The sequence below is a fragment of the Neobacillus sp. OS1-32 genome, from assembly GCF_030915425.1.
Lineage (GTDB): Bacteria > Bacillota > Bacilli > Bacillales > Cytobacillaceae > Neobacillus > Neobacillus paridis.
Window position 1 is genome coordinate 2,044,750 of sequence record NZ_CP133263.1, and the last position, 23,106, is coordinate 2,067,855.

Annotated in this window: 19 protein-coding genes; 4 read left to right on the forward strand and 15 right to left on the reverse strand. The window is 39.3% G+C overall.

All coding sequences use genetic code 11. The features are described 5' to 3' along the window. Nucleotides 1–230 precede the first annotated feature (230 nt). Both RCG24_RS10345 and RCG24_RS10350 read right to left on the reverse strand, forming a co-directional pair. Entirely contained in the window at nucleotides 231–1,181 is a 951-nt protein-coding gene (locus RCG24_RS10345; RefSeq protein ID WP_308079014.1) for an alpha/beta hydrolase, read from the reverse strand. Between the two features lie 124 nt (nucleotides 1,182–1,305). Beyond that, entirely contained in the window at nucleotides 1,306–2,070 is a 765-nt protein-coding gene (locus RCG24_RS10350; RefSeq protein ID WP_308079015.1) for an alpha/beta hydrolase, read from the reverse strand. Nucleotides 2,071–2,291: 221 nt separating this feature from the next. Between RCG24_RS10350 and RCG24_RS10355 the strand changes: the two genes are divergently transcribed. Beyond that, a complete protein-coding gene (locus RCG24_RS10355; protein WP_308079016.1) occupies nucleotides 2,292–3,524 on the forward strand; it encodes an IS701 family transposase in 1,233 nt (410 codons plus the stop codon). Nucleotides 3,525–3,679: 155 nt separating this feature from the next. Here RCG24_RS10355 and RCG24_RS10360 read toward each other — a convergent pair whose 3' ends face one another. The 13 genes from RCG24_RS10360 to RCG24_RS10420 form a co-directional block, all read right to left on the reverse strand. Further along, nucleotides 3,680–4,402, reverse strand: coding sequence for a GntR family transcriptional regulator (locus RCG24_RS10360; protein ID WP_308079017.1), 723 nt, complete (start codon nucleotides 4,400–4,402; stop codon nucleotides 3,680–3,682). Nucleotides 4,403–4,468: 66 nt separating this feature from the next. Next, a complete protein-coding gene (gene frlD / locus RCG24_RS10365; protein WP_308079018.1) occupies nucleotides 4,469–5,254 on the reverse strand; it encodes a fructoselysine 6-kinase in 786 nt (261 codons plus the stop codon). Continuing rightward, entirely contained in the window at nucleotides 5,254–5,991 is a 738-nt protein-coding gene (locus RCG24_RS10370; RefSeq protein WP_308079019.1) for a GntR family transcriptional regulator, read from the reverse strand. Before RCG24_RS10370 ends, frlD (RCG24_RS10365) begins: the two co-directional genes overlap by 1 nt. Before the next feature lie 129 nt (nucleotides 5,992–6,120). Beyond that, nucleotides 6,121–7,479: an amino acid permease gene (locus RCG24_RS10375; RefSeq protein ID WP_202655576.1), complete on the reverse strand. Its 1,359-nt coding sequence runs from the start codon at nucleotides 7,477–7,479 to the stop codon at nucleotides 6,121–6,123. A 57-nt stretch (nucleotides 7,480–7,536) separates the two neighbouring features. Then, nucleotides 7,537–7,983, reverse strand: coding sequence for a secondary thiamine-phosphate synthase enzyme YjbQ (locus tag RCG24_RS10380; RefSeq protein ID WP_308079021.1), 447 nt, complete (start codon nucleotides 7,981–7,983; stop codon nucleotides 7,537–7,539). Continuing rightward, nucleotides 7,976–8,830 carry an amidohydrolase family protein gene (locus RCG24_RS10385; RefSeq protein ID WP_308079022.1) on the reverse strand — a complete coding sequence of 285 codons (855 nt, stop codon included), beginning with the start codon at nucleotides 8,828–8,830 and terminating at the stop codon, nucleotides 7,976–7,978. Before RCG24_RS10385 ends, RCG24_RS10380 begins: the two co-directional genes overlap by 8 nt. Before the next feature lie 10 nt (nucleotides 8,831–8,840). After that, the gene (gene frlC, locus RCG24_RS10390; RefSeq protein ID WP_308079023.1) at nucleotides 8,841–9,659 is read right to left on the reverse strand and encodes a fructoselysine 3-epimerase; all 819 of its coding nucleotides are present in this window, start codon (nucleotides 9,657–9,659) and stop codon (nucleotides 8,841–8,843) included. Between the two features lie 67 nt (nucleotides 9,660–9,726). After that, nucleotides 9,727–10,755, reverse strand: coding sequence for an SIS domain-containing protein (locus RCG24_RS10395; protein WP_308079024.1), 1,029 nt, complete (start codon nucleotides 10,753–10,755; stop codon nucleotides 9,727–9,729). A gap of 25 nt (nucleotides 10,756–10,780) precedes the next feature. Beyond that, nucleotides 10,781–11,593, reverse strand: coding sequence for a fructoselysine 6-kinase (gene frlD / locus RCG24_RS10400; RefSeq protein WP_308079025.1), 813 nt, complete (start codon nucleotides 11,591–11,593; stop codon nucleotides 10,781–10,783). Further along, complete coding sequence (locus tag RCG24_RS10405; protein ID WP_308079026.1) at nucleotides 11,590–12,444, reverse strand: sugar phosphate isomerase/epimerase family protein; 855 nt, start codon at nucleotides 12,442–12,444, stop codon at nucleotides 11,590–11,592. The genes frlD (RCG24_RS10400) and RCG24_RS10405 overlap by 4 nt, the downstream gene beginning before the upstream one ends. 459 nt (nucleotides 12,445–12,903) lie before the next feature. Beyond that, nucleotides 12,904–13,065 carry a hypothetical protein gene (locus RCG24_RS10410; RefSeq protein ID WP_202655583.1) on the reverse strand — a complete coding sequence of 54 codons (162 nt, stop codon included), beginning with the start codon at nucleotides 13,063–13,065 and terminating at the stop codon, nucleotides 12,904–12,906. A gap of 489 nt (nucleotides 13,066–13,554) precedes the next feature. Beyond that, nucleotides 13,555–14,961 carry an NADP-dependent phosphogluconate dehydrogenase gene (gene gndA, locus RCG24_RS10415; RefSeq protein WP_308079028.1) on the reverse strand — a complete coding sequence of 469 codons (1,407 nt, stop codon included), beginning with the start codon at nucleotides 14,959–14,961 and terminating at the stop codon, nucleotides 13,555–13,557. A 275-nt stretch (nucleotides 14,962–15,236) separates the two neighbouring features. Then, nucleotides 15,237–16,400 (reverse strand): nitrate/nitrite transporter, encoded by a 1,164-nt coding sequence (locus RCG24_RS10420; RefSeq protein ID WP_308079029.1) that lies wholly within the window; start codon nucleotides 16,398–16,400, stop codon nucleotides 15,237–15,239. A gap of 378 nt (nucleotides 16,401–16,778) precedes the next feature. On the opposite strand from RCG24_RS10420, the gene RCG24_RS10425 reads away from it, so the two are divergent. The 3 genes from RCG24_RS10425 (at nucleotide 16,779) to narH (ending at nucleotide 23,074) form a co-directional block, all read left to right on the forward strand. Continuing rightward, entirely contained in the window at nucleotides 16,779–17,477 is a 699-nt protein-coding gene (locus RCG24_RS10425) for a Crp/Fnr family transcriptional regulator (RefSeq protein WP_308079030.1), read from the forward strand. Between the two features lie 460 nt (nucleotides 17,478–17,937). Continuing rightward, nucleotides 17,938–21,618: a nitrate reductase subunit alpha gene (locus RCG24_RS10430; protein WP_202655248.1), complete on the forward strand. Its 3,681-nt coding sequence runs from the start codon at nucleotides 17,938–17,940 to the stop codon at nucleotides 21,616–21,618. After that, complete coding sequence (narH, locus tag RCG24_RS10435) at nucleotides 21,608–23,074, forward strand: nitrate reductase subunit beta (RefSeq protein ID WP_308079031.1); 1,467 nt, start codon at nucleotides 21,608–21,610, stop codon at nucleotides 23,072–23,074. The genes RCG24_RS10430 and narH overlap by 11 nt, the downstream gene beginning before the upstream one ends. Nucleotides 23,075–23,106 lie beyond the last annotated feature (32 nt).

The window sequence follows — 23,106 nt, forward strand, 5'->3', positions numbered from 1 at the left end:
ATATTATCTTAAAATTCGTCAAGTATTTTTCGACAAATTCTGTCGAAATATTTCCCGGGAAAAATAGCAAAATAATACCTATGATCCTAATTAATAGATATTATTTGAGTTCATTTTTTCTAGGCAAAAATGGACAGGCATCTGTGGATCGGCATAGTTTTATACTTGAGAAGCTCTAATTTTTTGTTGTGTTAGTTATTGATCAGACTAAAAGTAAATGTCATCGACACTTAAAGTCCATCTGCTGACTTTAAGTGTTTTTTGATCCAGGAAATTATGTCTTTGTGCACTTCTTCGCGATTTATTTCATTTAGTAGTTCATGCCGGGCATTTTCATAAAACTGGTAGGAAACATCGTTCATCCCAGTCTGCCTGTAGGTATTATAAGTTTTTACGACGCCTTTTGTATTATTTCCGACCGGATCCTTGGTTCCGGAAATAAACAAGATTGGCAGTTTTGCAGGTGTCATTTTGATATTTTCTACCTTATTTATTGTTTGCAGTCCCTCTAGTAAATCGAAAAAAAAGCCGCACGAGAAAACTCCGCCGCAGCGAGGGTCGGCAATATACTGATCTACTTCTTTTTCATCCCTCGTTAACCAGTCAAACTCCGTCCGATTGGGGCGAAAAGCCTTATTATAACTTCCAAATGTTAAATTATTCATTAAGGGGCTCGGCGTTCTTCTTCCTTTTCTTTTGATTTCTCTGACAGCGACCATTTTTCCGATTTTACCCATTAGGCCTGGGTCACCGCCTGTTCCACACAAAATAACTCCCGCCAGCTTTTCGCCAAACAATTGAATATACCTTCTTGATAAGAATGACCCCATACTATGACCAAATAAAAAGATAGGTATATGAGGATATTCTTGTTCAATAATACTTGTCAGCAGCTGCATATCCCCAACGACTTTTTCAAAACCTTGTTCATCAGCAAAATAGCCGATACTGTTATTGAGTTTTCCCGTTGTTCCATGTCCGCGATGATCATTGCCATATACAAATAACTTATTAGCAACAAGCTTTCGGGCAAATGCATCATAACGTTCAATATGTTCTGCCATTCCATGAGCGAGTTGGACAATGGCAAGCGGCTTTTCATCACCTTGGGCAACCCATTTTTTTGCGTAGATTTCCACGCCATCATTTGCTTGAAATGTAAATGGCAATCCTTGGGTCATCGACGTCCCCTCCAAACGAGCGAAAAATTTGGTTTAATTGTTAATAATTATAATCTTAACACCTAAAGAGAATAATAAATACAATAAAGTTGGAGATGATAAAATGCCGCATCCATTTGAAGCACTATTGAAGGTAGTCATCTAAATCGCGAAAAAAGCGGATCGCACGATGAATAGCGTGATCCCAATACAACCAGGAGTGTTCACCCGTTTCATAATGGCTGGCAACATTATAGCCATGCTGTTTGCACTTATTCTCAAACTCCCTTGTGTCTTCGTAAAATTCATCCTCTGTTCCGCACAAAAGAAGAAGCTTTCCGTCCCGGTAAACTTCCGCCTTTCCTTCCATTAGTAAATCCAGGGGCTCCCGGACTCTTTCCAATTGTGAACTTGCCCACTCATCCGGAGCAAACAAATCAGGCTCGCTAGTAATCAGTTTTTTTAACGAAATCACAGGGGAAAGGGCGGCAATTTTTTCGTAATTCTTAGAGTGAGTAAGACCAATTCGGAGTGTACCGTATCCCCCCATGCTTTCTCCGCTTAGAAAAGTCTTTTCCTTTGCTGGGATCTTAAACCAACGCTCAAGGAATTTCGGCAGGTCGGTTGAAACATATTGTTCATATTGAGCGCCGGGTTGATCCAAATAAAAACTGCGATGCACTTCAGGTAAGACAATAATCGCATTGTATTTTTTTGCATAGTATTCAATTTTGGAAAAACGCGTCCACTCACTGGCATTTCCTGTTAATCCATGCAGTAAGTATATGAGAATGATGTCATCCTCTGGATACAAAGGTGTTACATCATTGGAAGCTTCCGGGAGGATCACTTGAACCTGGGTGGTTTGACGCAATGTTTTTGATGAAAAATTTAACAGCAAATGTCCCATATTTTCCTCCAGCTTATAACATTGCAGCCACTCTCCGCGAAAAACGGCTGCACAATTTAATAGAATAAACTACTAGACTCTTGCAAAAAACTTGTCATGTCGAAATTCATCTGAAATTGTTTTATGTTCAGAACTTTTGTCGACTCTGAAAATTTAAAAAGGACATTCCACCCTTTTTGCTGAAATTTAGGTTACCGACCAAAAATTCCACAAAAAGGAGAATGTCCAATATCATGGTAACCTTTTATTCACATATCGTCAATTTTATTTTAGCCTTGCAGCTTCAAATTTCTAAACCGCAAATGACCCATTTGTTGACTTTTATACATGGAATCATCCTGACTGATGGCAGGATAAACGTTTCTCAAATTCGCCGATCAACCAATGAAATACGGGATCTTAGCTGTATGACTCGATTCCTTAATGAATCTCCGTGGTGCCCGAATCGAGTGACAAGGCGCCGCCTGCAGTTTGTCATCAACAAAATAAAAAGGTCCCGGACTAAAGCTGGAGATTCACGTCCTATAGTCTTTTTCATTATCGATGATACACAGTGCAAAAAGGAGCGCTCTACCAAACGGATGGAAGGTCTCGATAATCATTTTTCCCATTCTGATGGGAAAACGATTTGGTCCCATTGTGTCGTAACCGCCCACGTTGTCAGTGAGAATAATTCCTTTGCTTGGGATTTTCGATCCTATTTTCGAGAACCCTATTGCCTAGAAGAAGGGACTTCATTTAAAAGCAAAAATGATCTCGCAATTGAGTTGATCAACTCGTACCCAGTAAGCGATGATGAACTAGTTTACGTACTGGTTGATAGTTGGTATACCAGTAAAAAACTGATCGAATCCTGTTATCAAAAGGGGTTTCATCTCATCGGGGGTTTACGAACAAACCGAAAGATTTACCCTATAGGAACAGGAATCAAAATTTCTGAATTTGCATCAACCTATCTTGAGTCAACTGACCTCCGCCCCGTTACCGTGGATGGTCATACCTATAAAATTTACACGTATGAAGGCAACTTAAGTGATACCGAGTATGCCAAAGTCCTGTTGTCTTGGGAAAACAAATTCGATTCGAACAAAACACCGTTTTGTCTCCTTTGTACAGATAGTAGTCTGAATCTCGTAACCATTCTGAGCTATTATAATGTGCGCTGGAATATCGAAACTGGATATCGTTATTTCAAGGAGTTACTAGGCTTTGACGAATATCAACTTCTTTCACACAAAGGGATTGAGCGTTTTTGGTGCATTGAGTTTTTAACCTACAACTATCTAGAATACCAACGTCAAGAATGGCAACAGGAACTACCATTAACAATTGGAGATGTTGTTCGGCGAATACGAAAAGACCATCTTGGTCAATTTGTGGTATACGCCTATGAACAAGCATTGTCGAAAAAACCATTGATGGATGTGCTGAAAGACCTAAAATTGGCGGTTTAAAAATTTCCCAACCGCATGACACTACCAGTATGCCCTTTTTTAGGGGTAGTGTTAAAAAATGCAAGAGTCAAGTAAACTACTAGCTTTTTTCAAATGTTCTGACCTGATTACCACTTACAGGCATGAATCGCTGTTGTGATCTCATTGAGACTATGTTAATGACTGAAATTAACGGTAAATTCGCAAAGGTCAGCACGTACGTAAGTTTTGGCATATTCAATTGGAGTTTTCTCGTCAGCATAGGTTATGCTGGTAAACAGATATACCGCCTGTGAGGTATTAATATTAAGCAGTCTGGATTCATTTTGATCCAGCGTAACAATATCCAAAGTTTGGTAGGCATTGGTGACATTGATTTTATAAAAATGATACAGATCATACATGGAAAAATCAGCTACATTGAGCTCGTTCATGTTCGGCAAAATTACCTTAGGGACAAAAATCTCTTCAATTGACATTGGTGTGCCATCAACAAAACACACCCGTTTGATGTAGTGGACTTCGTCTTCTTCGTCAATGTGAAAAACCTTGCTAAATTTTACCCCCGCCTTCCGTACTCTCTGATTTAGCACATTTACCTTAGGATTACTATTTTTTCCACGAATGGTGTTGGAAAAGCCTGACAACGTATCAAGGTCTCTGTTCATCCGCTCTCCCATAACATAAACACCTTTACCTTGGACTGGTTTCACAATTCCTTCCTTAGTCAGTTCTTCAATGGCCGTTCTCACCGTGAGACGGTTAACACCATACTCTTCACTGAGTTCATTTTCTGAAGGAATGGCAGTTCCAGGCAAATACACACCATTTTCAATCTGCTCTCTTAAAATATCACGCAATTGTACATAAATCGGATATTGCTGCTTAAATTGATACATAATAAGCGCTAAAAAAAGCTCCCTCACTTTCAAAAAACTCCACAAATCACTTTGAACTATATCACATCACCATGCACCATTGTAGCCAATCGTTACCGCACTGGTCTCTGCTCCAAACTTCATTCGCTCAACAATTGGCAACCCCTTTAAAGAGGCCATTAAAAATCCGGCAATATAACTATCACCTGCACCAATGGTATCGACGACTTCACAAGGGATGATGCCAAACTCATGAAAATCCTTCCCATCATAAACGATACTTCCTTTATCGCCTCGAGTAACAATAATCAATTGACCGTCATAATGGTGTAATTTCTTCATAAACTCCTTGATCCAATTAATATCCTCCCCATCATAGGAGAAAAAGGCGTAATCTATATAAGGAATGACCTCTCCAACAAGTGGATCATCTAATTTTGTCGCAAAATCAAAGGCTGTCTTTATTCCTTGTTCATGAAAATACTTAAAATCCTGATGGACATGCCCCCAAAAACCACTGGTGACAATATCAAAGTTCTTAATGAATTCATAATCTTCTTCCCGGAGTTTAAAATGCTCCATGACTCCTTCGTTGTAATCGCCAAAAACCCGATCACCGTTAATTAGTTCTACTTGCGTGACAGCAGTTGTCCCTTCCTCCACGTGGACATGGGACACATCGACTCCTTTTGCCTTTAGACCATTCAATAATACCTGACCAAATTCGTCTGTTCCTACCGCGCCAATATAAGCACTCTCGCCGCCATTGCGGTGAAAATAGACGGCGACGTTCACAGCATTACCACCCGGAAATGCTTGATTTGTTTGTTCATAAAAATCGATACAATTATCCCCAATTGCAACTAATTTCATCAAAATTCTTCCTTTCTTCTCAAAGTTGAGAAAAACTTAACATTGTCGGAGCGAATAATCGATTTAAAATATTCAAAAGGGTGTTGTTCTCCTTCACTATAGGTGACACCTCTTAAAAAAAAGATCGGTGTTCCTTCGGGAATTTGTAACAGTTTAGATTCATTATCTGTAGCATAACTAATCGACACTTTTTGCGAGCCGGCAGAAGGTTTTATTTGATAGACTCTCTCTAACGTATCATAGAGAGAGTTTGTATTAAAATCACAATCTTCTATCCCCTTCGTAAATGATTGATTTATATAACTATACTCAAGCAAGGAAGGAGTTCCATTAAGATAACGGAGCCGAATTAATTCCATTACCTTTTCGCCAATCTGAATCTCCAACCTTTTCGCAATGCTTTCATCCGCTTCAACTAAATGACTGCTTAAAACAACCGTCGTTAGTTCCTTCCCTTGTTCCTTGACAATTTCAACTAATGGCCGCAAATCCTGCAGATTACGAATCAGTTTCTTCTCTGCCACAAAATAGCCAATTCCCCGAACGGAATAAACGACCCCTTCTTTGATCAATCTAGCCAAAGCATTTCGGAGAGTAGTCCGATTAATCCCCCATTTTTCACATAGGAATCTCTCTGATGGAAGTTTTTCATTTTCTTTTAATTCGTTTTCTTCTATGTAAGCTTCCACCATCTCGGCGATTTCATCCTTTGGTCTAATAGAATTTTTCTTTGGCAAGACGACTCTCTCCTTTAGATACCGCTAATATATATTTGAATGATTATTATGAAACTATTTTATCATTGGCATCTTAAGTTTCAAAGGGAAGACCAACAGGTGTTGATTCTTCCCTTTGTTTTTTTCGATTTACGCAATGTGATATCTATGTTTAAAGAAGTAGTAAGCCGGTACGCCTGTTACAATTGAAATCACGGCAGCCACCAAACCGGCAACTGGTGCCCAAAGGAACGTAGAAACAATTAAGGTGCCGGTAACAAACATCGCCACACCAGCCATAAAGTAGCCACCAGGCATTCTCCAAAGCGGATTATAGCCGGATTTTTTCCTTCTTAAGAAGAAGATCATACTGAATGTCAAGAAGTTCTTCATCAAGGCAACTAATGTGAAGTAGCCCAATAAGTTCGCCAAGTCAGTAGCGAATATTAAGACAATTGCAAAAGCGCATTGGATAATGATCGATACATATGGTGTTTCAAATTTTGGATGAACTTTCGCAAATGATTTAAACCATAGACCGTCTTTGGCCATTGCATACTCAATACGAGGCTGGAACATAATACAGCTGGAAAGAGAACCAATGATAACAATGATCGCCATAATCGCTGTAATGGTTCCTGCAGATCCGCCAATTCCCGGCAGCATGGCAGCAGCATCGGCGATTGGTGAATCACTACCCGCAAGCTTATCCATCGGCAGCAAACCGGTTACGACAAAGCTCAGTAAGACATAAATGGCTGTAACCGCAAAAACAGTAATAAGCAGAGCACGAGGCATAGTTCTCTTCGGTTCTTTAATTTCACCTGTCATATAACATACTGCACCCATTCCATCAAAGGACCATGTGGTTGCTGAGATACCTGCAAGCAAGGCCAGGATGCCGATATTTGATCCTTTTAATGCCGGAGCACTGTACAAGCTTCCATTCAGGTTGAAAAGCCCATAGCCGATTAACAGCACAAAAGGTAAAATTTTAAAAAAAGTAATAAAGGTTTGAAACTTACCGCCGCCTTCAACACTTCGTAAATGCACACCCATGAATATTAAGACAAGCGCAACGGCGACGAACTTTAATGCCAAATCACTCCATCCGAGGAAGAAGCCTAAATAGTTGGCAATTGCCAGAGCCATAATAGAGATCGAAGGAGGGTCTGTAGCCCAAAAGCTAATCCAGCCACACCAAAATGCAAGTCCTTTAAAGCCAGCTTCGCGGAAATATACATACTGACCACCATCTTCCGGATAGGCTGTTGCCAGCTCGGCATATACTAAGTTTGCCGGAATGTTGATAATACCACCAACCAAAAATGCTAAGATTGTTATAAGAGCAGTTCCACTTGCAGCAGCAACCTCTTGGATGGAGGAAAAGATCCCGGACCCTACGGTTGTTCCGAGGGAAATGGCAACAGCTGCCCATAATCCCAGTTTACGGCCGAGTTCTTTATGCTCTACTGACTCTACCTTTAGGTTATCAACTACTTTTGACACCTTTTTTCACCTTCCTGAAAAAGTTTTAGTATTGCCGGTAATACTAATAGTGTTCACTTACGAAAAGGTCTTGTCAAAATCGTCTAAGATTACGCAGTAGGTTCTTTTGGAAGGTCCATCGAATTCATAGAAATAAACTTCCTGTGCAGATCCCTTTTCTAAAACACCATTTTGAATCAACAAATGACAATGATTCCCTACCAGCATTGCTTTCAAATGGCCTGTCGGATTTCCCGCAGTCGAGCCATAATCAGGCAGAAGCCTGGCATGATGATAGGGAGCGCTTTCAGGAACAAGTTTTGTTAAAAATTCATCAATATCCTGCTCCAAGCATTCCAGCCCCTCATTTACTGTAATCCCTGCGGTTGTATGCATCGATAATACTGTGACCATTCCATTTTGCACACCGCTGGACTGCACCACCTCCTCAATTTGCTTTGTAATATTAACCATCTGGGTGTACTGGTCTGTCCAAATAGTCTGATAGACAACTTGTTTAGCCATTTTTGATCCCCATGAATTCCATGGCATTCTCTCCCTTAATCAGGTCTAAAGTTTTCTTCGAGAACCCCAGTTCGTCTAAAGCATGGGCCATTCTGATTTGTTCAAACCGAGGGTTATCGCTGCCAAACATAATTTGATGTCTCAGGCTTCTTTCTACCCAAGTCCATTCATATTCTTTCGTAAAAATATAACGGTAAAACTCTAAGGCATTGTCAAAAAACAGTGCTGCCGTATCGACATATACATTCTGATACTTCAGCATTAACATTGCTGTGTCCTTCACCCACGGCCAACCGAAATGTTCGAGTCCGATACGAAGCTTAGGATAGCTGCTTGCCACTTCCTCAAACTCCAGCGGATGAGAATATTTGGCAACCGTATCATGTTCATAGCTGCAGCCGCAATGGAAAAGAATCGGCTTGTCCTCTTCCAAACAAATTTCATAGAGTTTTTGTAATCGGTCATCTGTCGGATACAGCTTCAGTTTTGAAAGATTCAGACTCAATCCGTTTAAATGCAGCTCCTGAAAGGCAAAATACAGTTCTTCCTCCCAATGATCTGTTAAAGGGTCAACACTGGCAAAACCAAAGAATAGCTCTGGCGCCTGGTTTACCAACCCAGCAACCTCCTGATTAGAGACGAGAGGCTGTCCATATAGGGAGGATTCATCCTGTGCCAGTAAACAAAGTTTATCGAGACCGGCACATTTCATTTGATTTTTCACATGCTGAATGGTAGCGATGGAATTCTTATGGATATTTAACCCCTTTTGTCTCAGGGCAAACATTTCCTTTCCTTTATCAATTCCTTCGTAAAAATTAGGGTGGACATGTATATCGATAAACATTGTCTTCCTCCTAATCTACCATTCTTTTTAAATTTTGCAGGGCTCGCTTGGCATAAAACCTCGGTTCATTTAGATAGGCCGTAACCAACTCGATCGTGATCGTCTTGTCATAGCCGATATTTTTAAGTTCACACATTAATTCGTTTAGCGGTAAGACACCCTCGCCTGGCAGGACATGTGTTTCACTATGACCGTCACTATCGATAATGTGCATATGGACCATTTTGTCTTGGAGCTTATCAAAATAAGCTAAAATACTTTCCCCTTGAATGTAAGGAACGACAATATCAACCATGCCAACCAAATAAGGGGAATCAATGCGATCGAGAACCGCTTTTAGCTGATTGGCATTTGTCGTTACGTTGGATTCAAATGTTGTTAACGGCTCATAGATAATTTTGTGGTTAATCTTCTCAGCGTGTTCCACTAACTCTAGTAAGCTTTTGTCAAGCCGTTCATCAATTTCCTGTTGCGTTGCCAGATATCCCGCATGTCCGGCAGAGATTAACGTATATTCCGCCCCGATTGCTTTAGCGACATCCATCGCTGCCTTCGTATATTCAACCGAATCCACCCTCATTTCTTCCGTTCCGGACATGATATTAAACGGATAGGCATTCATTTCAGGAGTATAGATTTTCACCGGCATCTCGTACTTATCAATCAAGGCTTTGATTTCATCAACACCATTACGCTTTAAGTCGTAAGGATAGGCATGCGGCCGTCCGCCCCATAATTCCACGTAATCATACCCAAAGCGCTGGGCATCTTCAAAAACATGTTCAATCGGATTTCTTTGATAACCAGATGTAAACATTCCAAACTGCATGATCACTACCTCCTTGTTTAAGGGTCCAGCTCCAGCGCCTCTTTTAAGAGCGCTGGAGCTTTTCTTATTAATATTCCACTTTACCACCGTAATAGCGTCGATCGTCAGGGTTGTGATCCTTGGCGATTGACAGATAATAATAGAAATACTCTAAAGGTACAAATAAGACTAATGGAGTAATCATCGGATGTAGATTGACTTCTAAATCATTCACATCGAAGACAAAGACATCGTTCGTAAATTTCTTAACAAACTTTAGCGTCCGTTCGACTGTATGTCTAGATTCATCATTGCCCAATAAGAATACATATGGTACTCCCGCTTCCACTACTTCTAAAGGGCCATGGCGAAACTCAGCGGCATTTAGCTGACAACCATGAGTCCTCGTGAATTCCAGCATCGTAATAATGCCTTCTTTATAAGCCAGTGGTAATAGATTCCCGGCAGAGATCGTATAAAGAAATGGATATTTACTAGCGGCAATCCCTAATTGTTTGGCACTTTCTTCTTGAGTTTGCACTAATGTTCTTAATACTTCTGGCAACTGTTGAAGCTGGTTCAGAATCAGTGTAAGTTCCTCATTTTCCCCTTCCGCTGCCTGAATATATTTACAAGCAATCACGTATGTCAGGAATAAGTGCATTTGCCAAATCGAATGTCCTTGATAGCCAATTGTAAACTCGGCGCTGTCTCCAAGCGGTACACCTGTACCATCTTTCGAGAGTCCCAGAGTCATCGCGCCTTTTTGCCTTGCCAGGTCAACGCTGCAATAAACCTCTTCTGTTGTTCCCGAATCACTTACACCAATAACAAGAGTATGTTCGTCGATCACATATGGAGTTTGATCGAGAAAATCAAACCCACTATATGCCTTTGCAGAAATACGAGAATAGCGATCAAATAGAATTTGTGCTGTTTGACATGCGCATAGCGGTGAACCGCAGGCTACGAAGTAAACTCGATTAATTTTACGAGCCTTCATTTCCTCAACGATTTTTTCTACCTCAGCTACTTTTTCATTTAGTAAAAACTTCACTTCATCAGCCATATGCTCTGTCACAAGAAATTCAACTGTGCTTTTATCAATGTCCAACATAATTGTCATCCTCCATTCAACATGTTTATTCTCTGTTTGTTTGATTCTCCCAAGGTTCGAAAATGGAGATAATCTTTGCGGCGACTTCGGCTCCTTTTTGCAGCGAGCTTTGGATGTTTTCACTGGTTAAGTATTCAGCAAGGAACCCGGCAATAAAGCTGTCTCCGGCTCCCACTGTATTGACTACCTCGACCTTGACGATTCCCGCTTGATATACTTCGTTCTTGCAAACAGCGATCGAGCCGTTTTCACCAAAAGTCGCGATGGCGATTTTCATTCCATCTTTGAGGCGGTCCTGTAAAAAAGCGATGATCTTTTCATCTTTCTCATGATAGGAGAAGAACCCAATATCTACGACATGGCTGAGCTGTTTAACTAAATCGCTCTCAAGCCGGTCGGCAAAATCAAAACTTATTAAGACGCCGGGATTGGCACGTTTAATATCAGCCAATACCCCGTCAGCTTTTCCCCAGAAAGCGGAATGGACTAAATCATGCGCTGCCGCGAAGTTTACATCCTCCTGCTGAAAAACGATATTTTCGAGTACGCCTTCCAGGTAGTCTCCATGAATTCGCTCACCGTCAATCAACTGCATATAGGTGATCGCAGTGTCTCCATGGGCAATCTGAACATGAGACGTATCAAGTCCTTGATCCTTGAAACATTGAAGCATGTCTTTGCCATACTCATCATCAGCAACCGTCGTGATAATGGAAGTAGGTACTCCCAGTTGGGCAAGGTTAATTCCAGTGTCAACAACGTTACCAGTAAGATAATAGCGGTTTAAATTAGAATAGTAATCTACGCAATTATCACCAATCACAGCCACTTTCTTCATTTCACTGCCGGCCCCCTGTTGAAATAATTTTCAGTTAAATATTCCATTGATTTTTTCAAAGATGGAAAAGGGTCTTCCCAGTAAATTGAATCATTAATCTCCAAAGATACGTACTGGTCATAACCGATGCTGGCAAGGTAATCCAAATATCCGATAATCGGATAATGGCCATTACCTAAAATTTCATGGTTGTTATCAGCTAAATGAATATGTACGATCTTCTTCCCCAACTGATCAAAGAAGTCTGGAATCGTTTCACCGGCCACTTCCATTGCCACAACATCCAAGCAAACTTTGAGGTTTTCCTGCTGCACATCATGAAGCATCTTTTGAACGTCTTTCAATGATGTAACAAGATTGCTTTCATATGGCTGTAACTGCTCCAGCACTAATTCGACACCGTAGCGATTGGCAATCTCACAAATTCTATGGAAGCTATCAACGGTATAGTTCCAGCTAATATCCCGATCTACATCCCGAAGTCCGCACCCGGTATTAATAAAAATCCGCTTACAGCTTAACTCCAGAGCATCTTGACAAGCCAGGTCAAAAAATTCAACAGTTCGATCCCTTACTTTCCCATCCGGATTGGAAAAACTGTAAGGATACGCGAGAGTCTCCGGTGTGTACATAACAACTTTAATTCCGTGTTCTTCCAATTGTTGACGTATTTTTCTGAGCCTCTTACCAGCTTCATATCTTGTAAGATAATTCAGCCTGTAGTAATGCGGTTCCGCTCCCCAGAACTCAATATTGCTAATTCCACTTTTGGCAAATGAGTCGATGGTATAATCCAAAGAATATTGGATAAATTGAACACTCATGGCTGCAACCTGTTCTTTTTTTAACATTTACACCCACCTTCCTAAGGAAAACAACTAATTTAACTTTAATACCACGATAGATGTATTAATTTTTTCTAAATCCAAACTAGTCAACTTTAAACTTTTTTATACCACCTAATCAGATTGTAAGGGTTTTCAGATTCTATGTCAATAATAAAACTAGATAATTCTAAAAAGTTTTATACCACTACGCCGCAAATGATGGAAATATTGGAATTTTCCCTGGAATTTCTAAGAATTGAAGATCTAATAAGGAAAGATTGTTCAGCAGTGAGATAATGAACTTAAAGAGGAAAAAATCTATCAACAAATTACTTTTTATTTTATCTGCCACGATCCGATTTCGTTCAAAACATATGTCAATCTGACTAAAAAACTGTAATAAAAATAGACCGTCTTAAAAACCCGGAACTGATAAGGGCTTTGACGGTCTATTTAAATCACATTGTCCATTTTCGGTTACCTTCATTCCTCATCATAGGTTTCGTTCATTTTATCCCTGCATTCCCAGCAGATTGCCCGATTCCTTTCCATTCTGGCTAATTCCTTGCCACAATAGACACATACATCTTCCATCATAACCATTTTAGGAGTTTCTTCTGGCAGAGACTGTAGTAATACTTCCATTTCGGATCACCTCCCTTTAATTGGATTCAAATGATCGTAATTTGATAGAGAATTAGGTCCTAAAATCTTTTACTAACTCACTACTGCGAGGCAGTTGCATTGTGAATGAACGAGCATTCAATCAGGTTTTAGGATGTAAAATTTGTTGCACCACTTGAAGGAGTTAAATGATGCAATAACTCTATCTTAAAATATATTTTAGCACGGATTTTGCAAAAAGTATCGAATATGACATAACAGTCACAATATTTTAACATTTTTAAATTTCGCGCAAAGCACGTATTCATAATTCTTTCCATACCACTAAGTATCGAAACCTACTCTTCATTCTGTGTCATTTCCAGTGTTCGTAAAGCTAATCCCTCCTTTTTTATGGCAAGGAATCCTAATAATTAAAAGCCCAATTTCTCATAATGATGCAGAAATTGGGCTTTTCCTATAAAATTATATCTTCTATGAGATAGCATAAAAGGTTTCCCATTACTCCTATTACTTCATCCATTCTGTGTGGAAAATTCCTTCTTTATCAATGCGTTGATACGTATGTGCTCCAAAATAATCTCGTTGGGCTTGAAGTAAATTCGCTGGCAATGTTTCTGAGCGGTAACTGTCATAGTAAGACAAAGCACTGCAAAACGCAGGAACAGGAATGCCATTTGAAGTTGCCATTCCGACGACTTTTCTCAGGGAATCCTGATAATTTTCCACGATTTCTTTAAAATAAGGATCCAATAATAAATTTTTCAGGTTCGGGTTTTTATCGTAGGCATCCTTGATTTTTTGCAAGAAAGCAGCCCTGATAATACAACCGCCCCTAAATATCATCGCAATTTCTCCGTATTGTAAATTCCAATCATATTCCTCGGATGCCGCTCTCATTTGAGCGAATCCTTGTGCATATGAACAAATTTTACTCATATATAGCGCTCTTCGAATGGATTCCACTAATTCTTGTTTGTCTCCATTAAACTGAAGTTTTGGGCCACCCAAGATTTTGCTTGCTTCCACACGTTCTGTTTTCATAGCAGAAAGAAAACGAGCAAAAACTGATTCGGTAATTAAAGGAAGCGGAACCCCTAAATCTAAGGCACTTTGACTGGTCCATTTTCCTGTTCCCTTTTGACCTGCCGTATCTAAAATAACATCAACCAATGGCTTTCCTGTTTCATCATCCATTTTTGTAAAAATGTCGGCTGTGATTTCAATTAGATAACTATCCAATTCTCCTTTATTCCATTCTGCAAAAATTTCATGAAGTTCTTTGGCGGATAGACCCAGTAATTGTTTCATTAGAAAATATGCTTCACAAATTAGCTGCATATCACCATACTCAATTCCGTTGTGAACCATTTTCACATAGTGACCCGCACCATTTGGACCAATATATGTACAGCATGGGTCCCCATTCACTTTAGCAGAAATAGCGGTTAAAATCGGTTCCACTAGTTCATATGCATCCTTTTGTCCACCAGGCATAATGGCTGGTCCTTTTAATGCTCCTTCTTCTCCACCGGACACTCCAGTACCTATGAAACGAATCCCTGCAGCTTCAAGTTCTTTGTTTCTTCTTTGTGTATCTGCAAAGAATGTATTTCCTCCATCAATTAAGATATCACCTTTTGACAGATAAGGCTTTAGTTGTTCAATTGTGGCATCCGTTGGTTTTCCTGCCTTCACCATCAATAATATTTTTCTTGGTGTTTCTAACGAATGGATGAATTCCTCGATACTGTATGTGCCAACAATGTTTTTTCCTTTATGTTCTCTTAACAACTCATTTGTTTTTTCAGATGAACGATTATAAACAGCAACGCTATACCCTCTGCTTTCAATATTTAATGCCAAATTTTTACCCATAACAGCTAAACCAACGACACCAATTTGTTGCTTTGACATATAATCATTCCTTTCTATCTAGAGTGCTTTTATCCTTCCTTATTCTTCCGTAATTCAATCATGCTAGTCATTTAATAACCAAATAAAAAAGACGGCCTTGAATTTACTAAAATCTCTCATGTAATCCGTATAGTATTGGCAATAGCTACAATGACATAAATTGTGATGTTCGGTGTATCATTTTTTTATTTTTTTCGTATCAAAATTTATAAGTCAATCCAAGCGAATCAGGGATTCATGAAATTGATTTAACCCGATTATTTTTTTCTTTTAGTTTAGTTGCTGACCATTCCTAATTTGTCCTGGTAATACATCCAGATCACAATAATTAAGCTGGCCATCGCCACTTGAGATAATGCCATGAAACCAATGGCATAGTGCCCTGTTAGATTAAATAAGATGGAAAGAACTAATGGTGGGAAAAATCCTCCTAAACCACCCATTGCTGATACAATCCCGTTTACAATTCCCGCCTGTTTGGAGAAATACATTGGAACTAATTTGAAAATAGTACCATTCCCAATCCCTGCACCAAAAGCAATAACTAAACAGCCTGCAGAATAGATCATCAGGGATGGATTAAACGCTAGGACTACCCCAGCAATTGTCATTCCTGCAAAGACAAGCATTAAAATTTTGAATGAATTGAATTTATCCCCAAGCCATCCACCGATTGGGCGACAGAAGGTTGCAATCACGATAAATCCAGCTGTGCGCATACCAGCATCTACTTTTTCTAAACCAAAGTTAACTACAAGGAAATTTGGTAAATAGATTGTGAATGCAACAAATGCACCAAATGTTAAGAAATAAAACAGACTAAGAAACCATAATTTTTCATTTTTATACACACCTTTAAATTGTTCGGAAAATGAGGCAACAACCTTTGGTTCATTCTTGTCACCAAACAAGAAGTTTAATACAGCGATCACTAGAACTAAAACTAAGTAAAACTTTACAGTAGTTTGCCAGCCTAATTTCGTCGCGATTACTGGAGCGGAAAATGTTGTAATCGCTGTTCCGATATTACCTGCTCCATAAATTCCATTAACAAAGCCATGTCGTTCTTTCGGATAATACTTAGGAAGTGATGTAACCCCGACTGAAAAAACAGCTCCACTAATTCCTAGGAACAAACCACCAATTAATAGATCGACGAAAGAATTAGAAGTACTAATATAAAAAATAGGGAACAATAACAATAAGAAACTGATGGAAAATAATTTTCTTGCACCAAAGCGGTTTGTCCAGAAACCAATGGGAATTCTGAGAATAGAACCTAACACGACTGGAATAGCTGTTACAAGAGACAATTGAGTTGCTGTCATATGAATGTCTTCTTTAATGAATGGCATTAAGCCGGATAGAATGACCCAAACCATAAATCCAGCAATTAAACTAATTGTTTGTAATGGTAATTGCAAAGACTTTGTTTTCACTAAAAAAACTCCTTTCGGGTGAAAAATTTTTTCTTAAGTTTTTTTGTTCACTTTATTCTTGAAAATATCGTAAAAAAAATTAAAAGGCTCAGGATGTGAACTTCTTCACATTTTTTCCAAGTTCAAAAATTCTTCACAGTTAACGATTTGTTCATTAAATCTACAAATTTGCCAAACTATTTTCTTTCTGTTTTCACCGTAGGAATAGTTATAATATTTATAGTTATGCTTTAATAATAAAGGGGAATAACTTTTCGGTATGATTGCAATCAACTGATCCATGGTAAACAATTTCAACAAATGAACACTATTACCAAAGTTCAAGCAATTAGAAAGTATGGTAAAATAAATTGAAATGTATGTAAGGGAGGTAATCAAATGCCTAATACAATGAAGCCGACGCATTCCATTGAAATTAAAGAATTACTCAGGTTCAGTGATCGAACAATAAAAGCGAAAAAAGGGGAATACTTATTTCAAGAAGGAATGGACGCGTACGAGCTGTATTTGATTATTTCGGGAAAAGTACAAATAAGTAAAATAACAACAGATGGACGTGAACTTTCACTTCGAATTTGTGGAGAAAATGATATATGTGGTGAATTAACTTTATTTACGAATTCTCCAAAGTATCTTTTAAGTGCGCTCATCATTGAAGACGGGGAAATCGCTGTAATTAAAAAAGATGTAATTGAAAAAGAAATATTTCAAAATAGCGCATTAGCCTTTGAATTTATGAAATGGATGAGCGATCATTTCCGTAAAACACAAACGAAATTCCGTGATTTAGTTTTAAATGGTAAAAAAGGCGCGTTATTTTCCACCCTTATTCGTATGACAAATAGTTATGGTGTAAAAAAAACAGATGGAATATTAATCGATCTGCCTTTAACGAACCAGGAGCTTGCAAATTTTTGTGGAACATCAAGAGAAAGCACGAACCGAATTTTGAATGAATTAAAACGTGACAAAGTTATTTCATTAAAAAAAGGAAAAATAACTGTTCACGATCTTCAATTTCTTAAAGATGAAATTGGCTGTGAGAACTGTCCAGCTATTTACTGCAGTATTGATTAGTGTGCTGACTTAAGTTAAGTCAGCCTCTTTAATTTTTGTTGAAAGGTGCCCGACCTAAACCATCTATGGATCCTGTGAGACCTTACTGCGTTAGAGCGTTTCCGTTTTTTCTTTCGCAAACATTTGAACTGACAGGCTCTTGTCAGTTCCCATATCACTATAAAAGGATCTTTATTAAAATCCCCCCATTACCATAAGTGGTAAGCACCTCCTTGATTATTCCGATCATTTCACACCCGCATTATAGTTAAATTATCACCATGTATAAGTGAAAAACCTCACATTTTCCATTTTTAAAATCATAACTTCTTATTTTTTGACTGTTTTGTGACAAAAAAATCTAGTGTGAAGTTATTCACAGTTTCCCCCATTCCCACATTGTTACATTAAAGCTAACAAAAGCGACTTAAATAGTAAGTAAAGGCTTTTTGAAAAAGTCGTGAAAAAGGAGAGATGATGAATGAAAAAGAAGCGTTCACCTTTAACCAACCGCTTAAAATATTTAACTCCAATTGAAAAACAAGCAAATAACCATAGCCAAACAACTTATGAAAATCGTGACTGGGAAAAAGCTTACAGACAAAGATGGCAGCATGATAAAATCGTCCGATCGACTCATGGTGTTAACTGTACTGGTTCTTGCAGCTGGAATATTTTTGTGAAAGATGGAATTGTTACTTGGGAAGGACAGCAGCTTGATTACCCTTCAACTGGTCCAGATATGCCAGACTTTGAACCGCGCGGCTGTCCTCGTGGAGCCAGTTTTTCTTGGTATATATACAGCCCATTACGTGTGAAGTATCCATATGTTCGCGGTATTTTATTAAATATGTGGAATGAAGCTTTAAAAACCAATAAAAATCCATTAGATGCTTGGAAAAGTATTGTTGAGAACCCCGAGAAAGCGCGTGCCTATAAACAAGCACGCGGTAAAGGAGGTCTTGTTCGGGCAGAGTGGGATGAAGTTATAAAATTAGTCTCTGCATCCATTTTGTATACAGTTTTAAAATATGGACCAGACCGCAATGTTGGATTCTCACCAATTCCAGCAATGTCAATGGTTTCACATGCAGCAGGCTCTCGCTTTATGTCACTAATTGGTGGGCCAATGCTAAGCTTCTATGATTGGTACGCTGACCTCCCTCCTGCTTCACCACAAATTTGGGGAGATCAAACAGACGTACCTGAAAGTAGTGACTGGTACAATTCCGGCTACATTTTAACTTGGGGCTCAAACGTACCGCAAACTCGAACACCAGATGCTCACTTCCTTGCAGAGGTTCGCTATCGTGGAACAAAAGTAGTTTCAGTAAGCCCAGATTATGCGGAATCTACAAAGTTTTCAGATGACTGGATGAAGGTAAAACAAGGAACAGACGGTGCTTTAGCAATGGCAATGGGCCATGTTATTTTGAAAGAATTTTATGTTGACAATCAGCATGACTACTTTATCAATTACTCTAAGCAATATACGGATTTCCCATTTGTTGTCACATTGAAAAAGGATGGAGATCATTACATTCCGGATCGATTCCTTAACGCAAATGATCTTGGCAAAGAAGTCGGAAATGGCGAATTTAAACCAGTTCTATTTGACGAAAACACTGAGAAGCTTGTTATTCCAAACGGAACGATGGGAGCTAGATGGGAAGATAAAGCTAAGTGGAATTTAAAAATGGTGGACGAAGAGTCCGGTGAAGCCATTAACCCAAGATTATCTTTCAAAGGAATCGAAGAAGAAGTTGCGACTGTAAAGATTCCATACTTCTCACATGAAGGCAATCAAGTTCTTTATCGAAACGTTCCTTTGAGAAAAGTAGAAAACAATGGTGAAGTATTCTATACAACTACTGTATTTGACTTAACACTAGCAAACTATGGTGTGGACCGCGGACTTGGTGGACAAACTGCAAAATCTCTAGAGGACAATGTACCGTTCACGCCAGCATGGCAAGAAAGCATTACAGGAGTCAAACAAGAGCTTGTCACAAAAATTGCACGTGAATTTGCACAAAATGCTCTTGATACAAATGGCCGCTCGATGATCATTGTTGGTGCCGGGATTAACCATTGGTTCAACTCAGATACGATTTACCGCGCTGTCTTGAATCTAGTACTATTTGTTGGAGCACAAGGTGTAAATGGCGGCGGATGGGCGCACTATGTCGGTCAAGAAAAGCTTCGTCCTGCAGAAGGCTGGCAAAATATCGCAACTGCTCGTGACTGGCAAGCACCGCCGAAATTACAAAACGGAACATCCTTCTTCTATTTTACAACCGATCAATGGAGATACGAGGATCAACCAGTTAGCAATCATATTTCACCCATTCATGAAAAAGCGCGCTATGACCATTATGCTGATTATAATGTTCTCGCGGCACGACTTGGTTGGCTTCCTTCTTATCCAACATTTAATCAAAATAGCATTGATCTTTATGAAGAAGCAGCAAAATCAGGTGCAAAAACACCAGAAGAAATCGGCAAATATGTTGCAACAAAATTAAAAGAGGGCAAATTACAATTTGCAATTGAAGATCCTGATAACCCGGTCAACTTCCCTAGAAATCTATTTGTTTGGCGGGCAAACTTAATTTCTAGTTCAGGAAAAGGACATGAATATTTCTTAAAGCATTTATTAGGAACTTCAAATGGATTATTAAATGATGACGAAGATTCTTTAAGACCAGAAGAAGTGAAATGGCAGACAAAAGCCCCTGAAGGAAAATTAGATTTATTAATTAACTTGGATTTCCGCATGGCTGGAACTGCTCTTTATTCAGATGTCATCCTACCTGCTGCAACCTGGTATGAAAAGCATGACTTGAACAGCACGGATATGCATCCTTTTATCCATCCGTTTAACCCCGCAATCTCTGTACCATGGGAAGCTAAATCGGATTGGGACATTTTTAAAGCATTAGCTGGCGGTGTATCCAAGCTAGCAACTGAACTTAATTTAGATCCTGTAAAAGAAGTTGTTGCAACACCGCTTCAGCATGACACTCCTCAAGAGTTGGCTCAACCACTAGGAACAATTAAAGACTGGAGCAAGGGTGATTGTGAACCTATTCCAGGTAAAACAATGCCACAAATTCACGTGGTTGAACGGGATTACAAGCTTATTTTAGATAAAATGACTTCTTTAGGACCGAATATCGCCAATCTCCCTTATGGAATTAAAGGGATCAACTGGTCAGCTAAAGAGGAGTATGAAAAGTTAAAAAAGATACTTGGCACAGTTAAAGGTGGAATTGCTGATGGCTATCCAAATATTGAATCAGGAAGAAGTGTTGCTGAAGCGATTTTAACCCTGTCTTCTACTTCTAATGGAAGAATGGCAGTGAAAGCTTGGGAAGCACTTGAAAAGAAAACGGATCTTGAATTAGTGGACCTTGCCGCAGAACGTGAAGAAGAATGCTTCACTTTTGAACAAATTACGGCTCAACCAAAAACAGTAATCACTTCTCCTGCCTTCAGTGGCTCAGAAAAAGGCGGACGTCGTTATTCTCCATTTACAACAAATGTGGAACGACTCATCCCTTGGAGAACGATTACTGGTAGACAATCTTTCTATGTTGACCATGAAATGATGCATGAGTTTGGTGAGACTATGGCAACCTTTAAGCCGATTCTACAGCATAAACCATTCAAGGCAAATCGTCCTGAAGTGGAAGGAAAAGAAATTGTACTGAACTATTTAACACCACATAATAAATGGTCGATTCACAGCATGTATTTCGATTCTCAACCAATGCTCACACTTTTCCGAGGTGGTCCAACAGTTTGGATGAACAAAGACGATGCTAGTGAAGTTGGAATTCAAGATAATGATTGGATCGAATGCTTCAACCGTAACGGGGTTGTTGTCGCAAGAGCAGTTGTTTCGCACAGAATCCCAAGAGGCATGGCATTCATGCACCATGCTCAAGACAGACATATTAATGTACCTGGAACAAAATTAACAAACAATCGCGGCGGAACTCATAACAGTCCGACACGGATCCATATGAAGCCAACTCATATGATTGGCGGCTATGCGCAATTAAGCTACGGCTTTAACTACTACGGACCAACAGGAAACCAACGTGACTTAAATGTGGTCATCCGCAAACTGAAGGAGGTTGATTGGCTTGAAGATTAAAGCACAAATCGGAATGGTCATGAACTTAGATAAATGTATCGGCTGTCATACTTGCAGCGTAACCTGCAAAAACACCTGGACCAATCGTCCAGGTGCAGAATATATGTACTTTAACAACGTTGAAACAAAGCCTGGTATCGGATATCCAAAGCGTTGGGAAGATCAAGATTTATATCGTGGCGGCTGGGAAATGAAAAACGGCAAGCTGCAATTAAAATCTGGTTCAAAAGCAAATCGTTTATTGAATCTCTTTTACAATCCGAATCTACCGACCATTGATGATTACTATGAACCTTGGAACTATGATTATGATACATTAACAAGCAGCCCAGCAAGAAAAAATCAACCAGTTGCCCGCCCAAAATCAGCTTTAACCGGCGAATTTATGGAAATTCTTTGGGGACCAAACTGGGAGGATGACCTTGCAGGTGGACACGTAACTGGTCTTCAAGATCCAAACGTGGAAAAAATGGAAGACAAAATCAAAACAGAATTTGAAGATGTGTTCATGATGTATTTACCAAGAATTTGTGAACACTGCATCAATCCTGCTTGTGTCAGCGCTTGTCCATCTGGTGCAATGTATAAACGCGATGAAGATGGGATTGTTCTTGTTGACCAAAATGCATGCCGTGCTTGGAGACATTGTGTATCATCCTGCCCCTATAAAAAGGTTTATTTTAACTGGCAAACAAATAAAGCGGAAAAATGCACGCTTTGCTTCCCAAGAATTGAGGCAGGAATGCCAACAATCTGTTCTGAAACTTGCGTCGGTCGGATCCGCTACCTTGGTGTCATGCTTTATGATGCTGACAAAGTTGAAGAAGCTGCAATGGCTGATGAAAAAGACCTTTATCATGCACAATTAGAGGTATTTTTAAATCCAAATGATCCTGAAGTAATCGCAAAAGCAAAAGAAGAAGGAATTCCAATGGAATGGATTGAAGCAGCGCAAAAATCTCCAATTTATAAAATGATTATTGATTGGAAAATTGCTCTTCCACTCCATCCCGAATATCGCACATTGCCAATGGTTTGGTACATTCCACCACTTAGCCCAATTATGAATATGTTTGAGGGTATTGGAAGCAGCTCAAACGCAGAAGATATTTTTCCTGCTATTGATCAAATGCGTATTCCTATTCAATATTTAGCCAATCTATTAACTGCTGGTGACGAAACTCATATTCGTACGACATTGAAAAAAATGGCGGTCATGAGAACGTATATGAGAAGTGTGCAAACAAATAAACAACCAGATGTTGAGCTAGTAAAATGCTTAGGCTTAAGGGAACAAGATATGCAAGACATGTATCGTTTACTTGCGATTGCGAAATATAATGATCGCTTCGTTATTCCTGCTTCTCACCGTGAAGAGATAGCAGATCTTTACAGTGAACAAGGCAGCTGTGGCTTAGCATTTGCTGGCGGTCCTGGAGCTTGCGGAACTTTATAAGGTTATTGAGTTTACTCACGAAACCATCATTT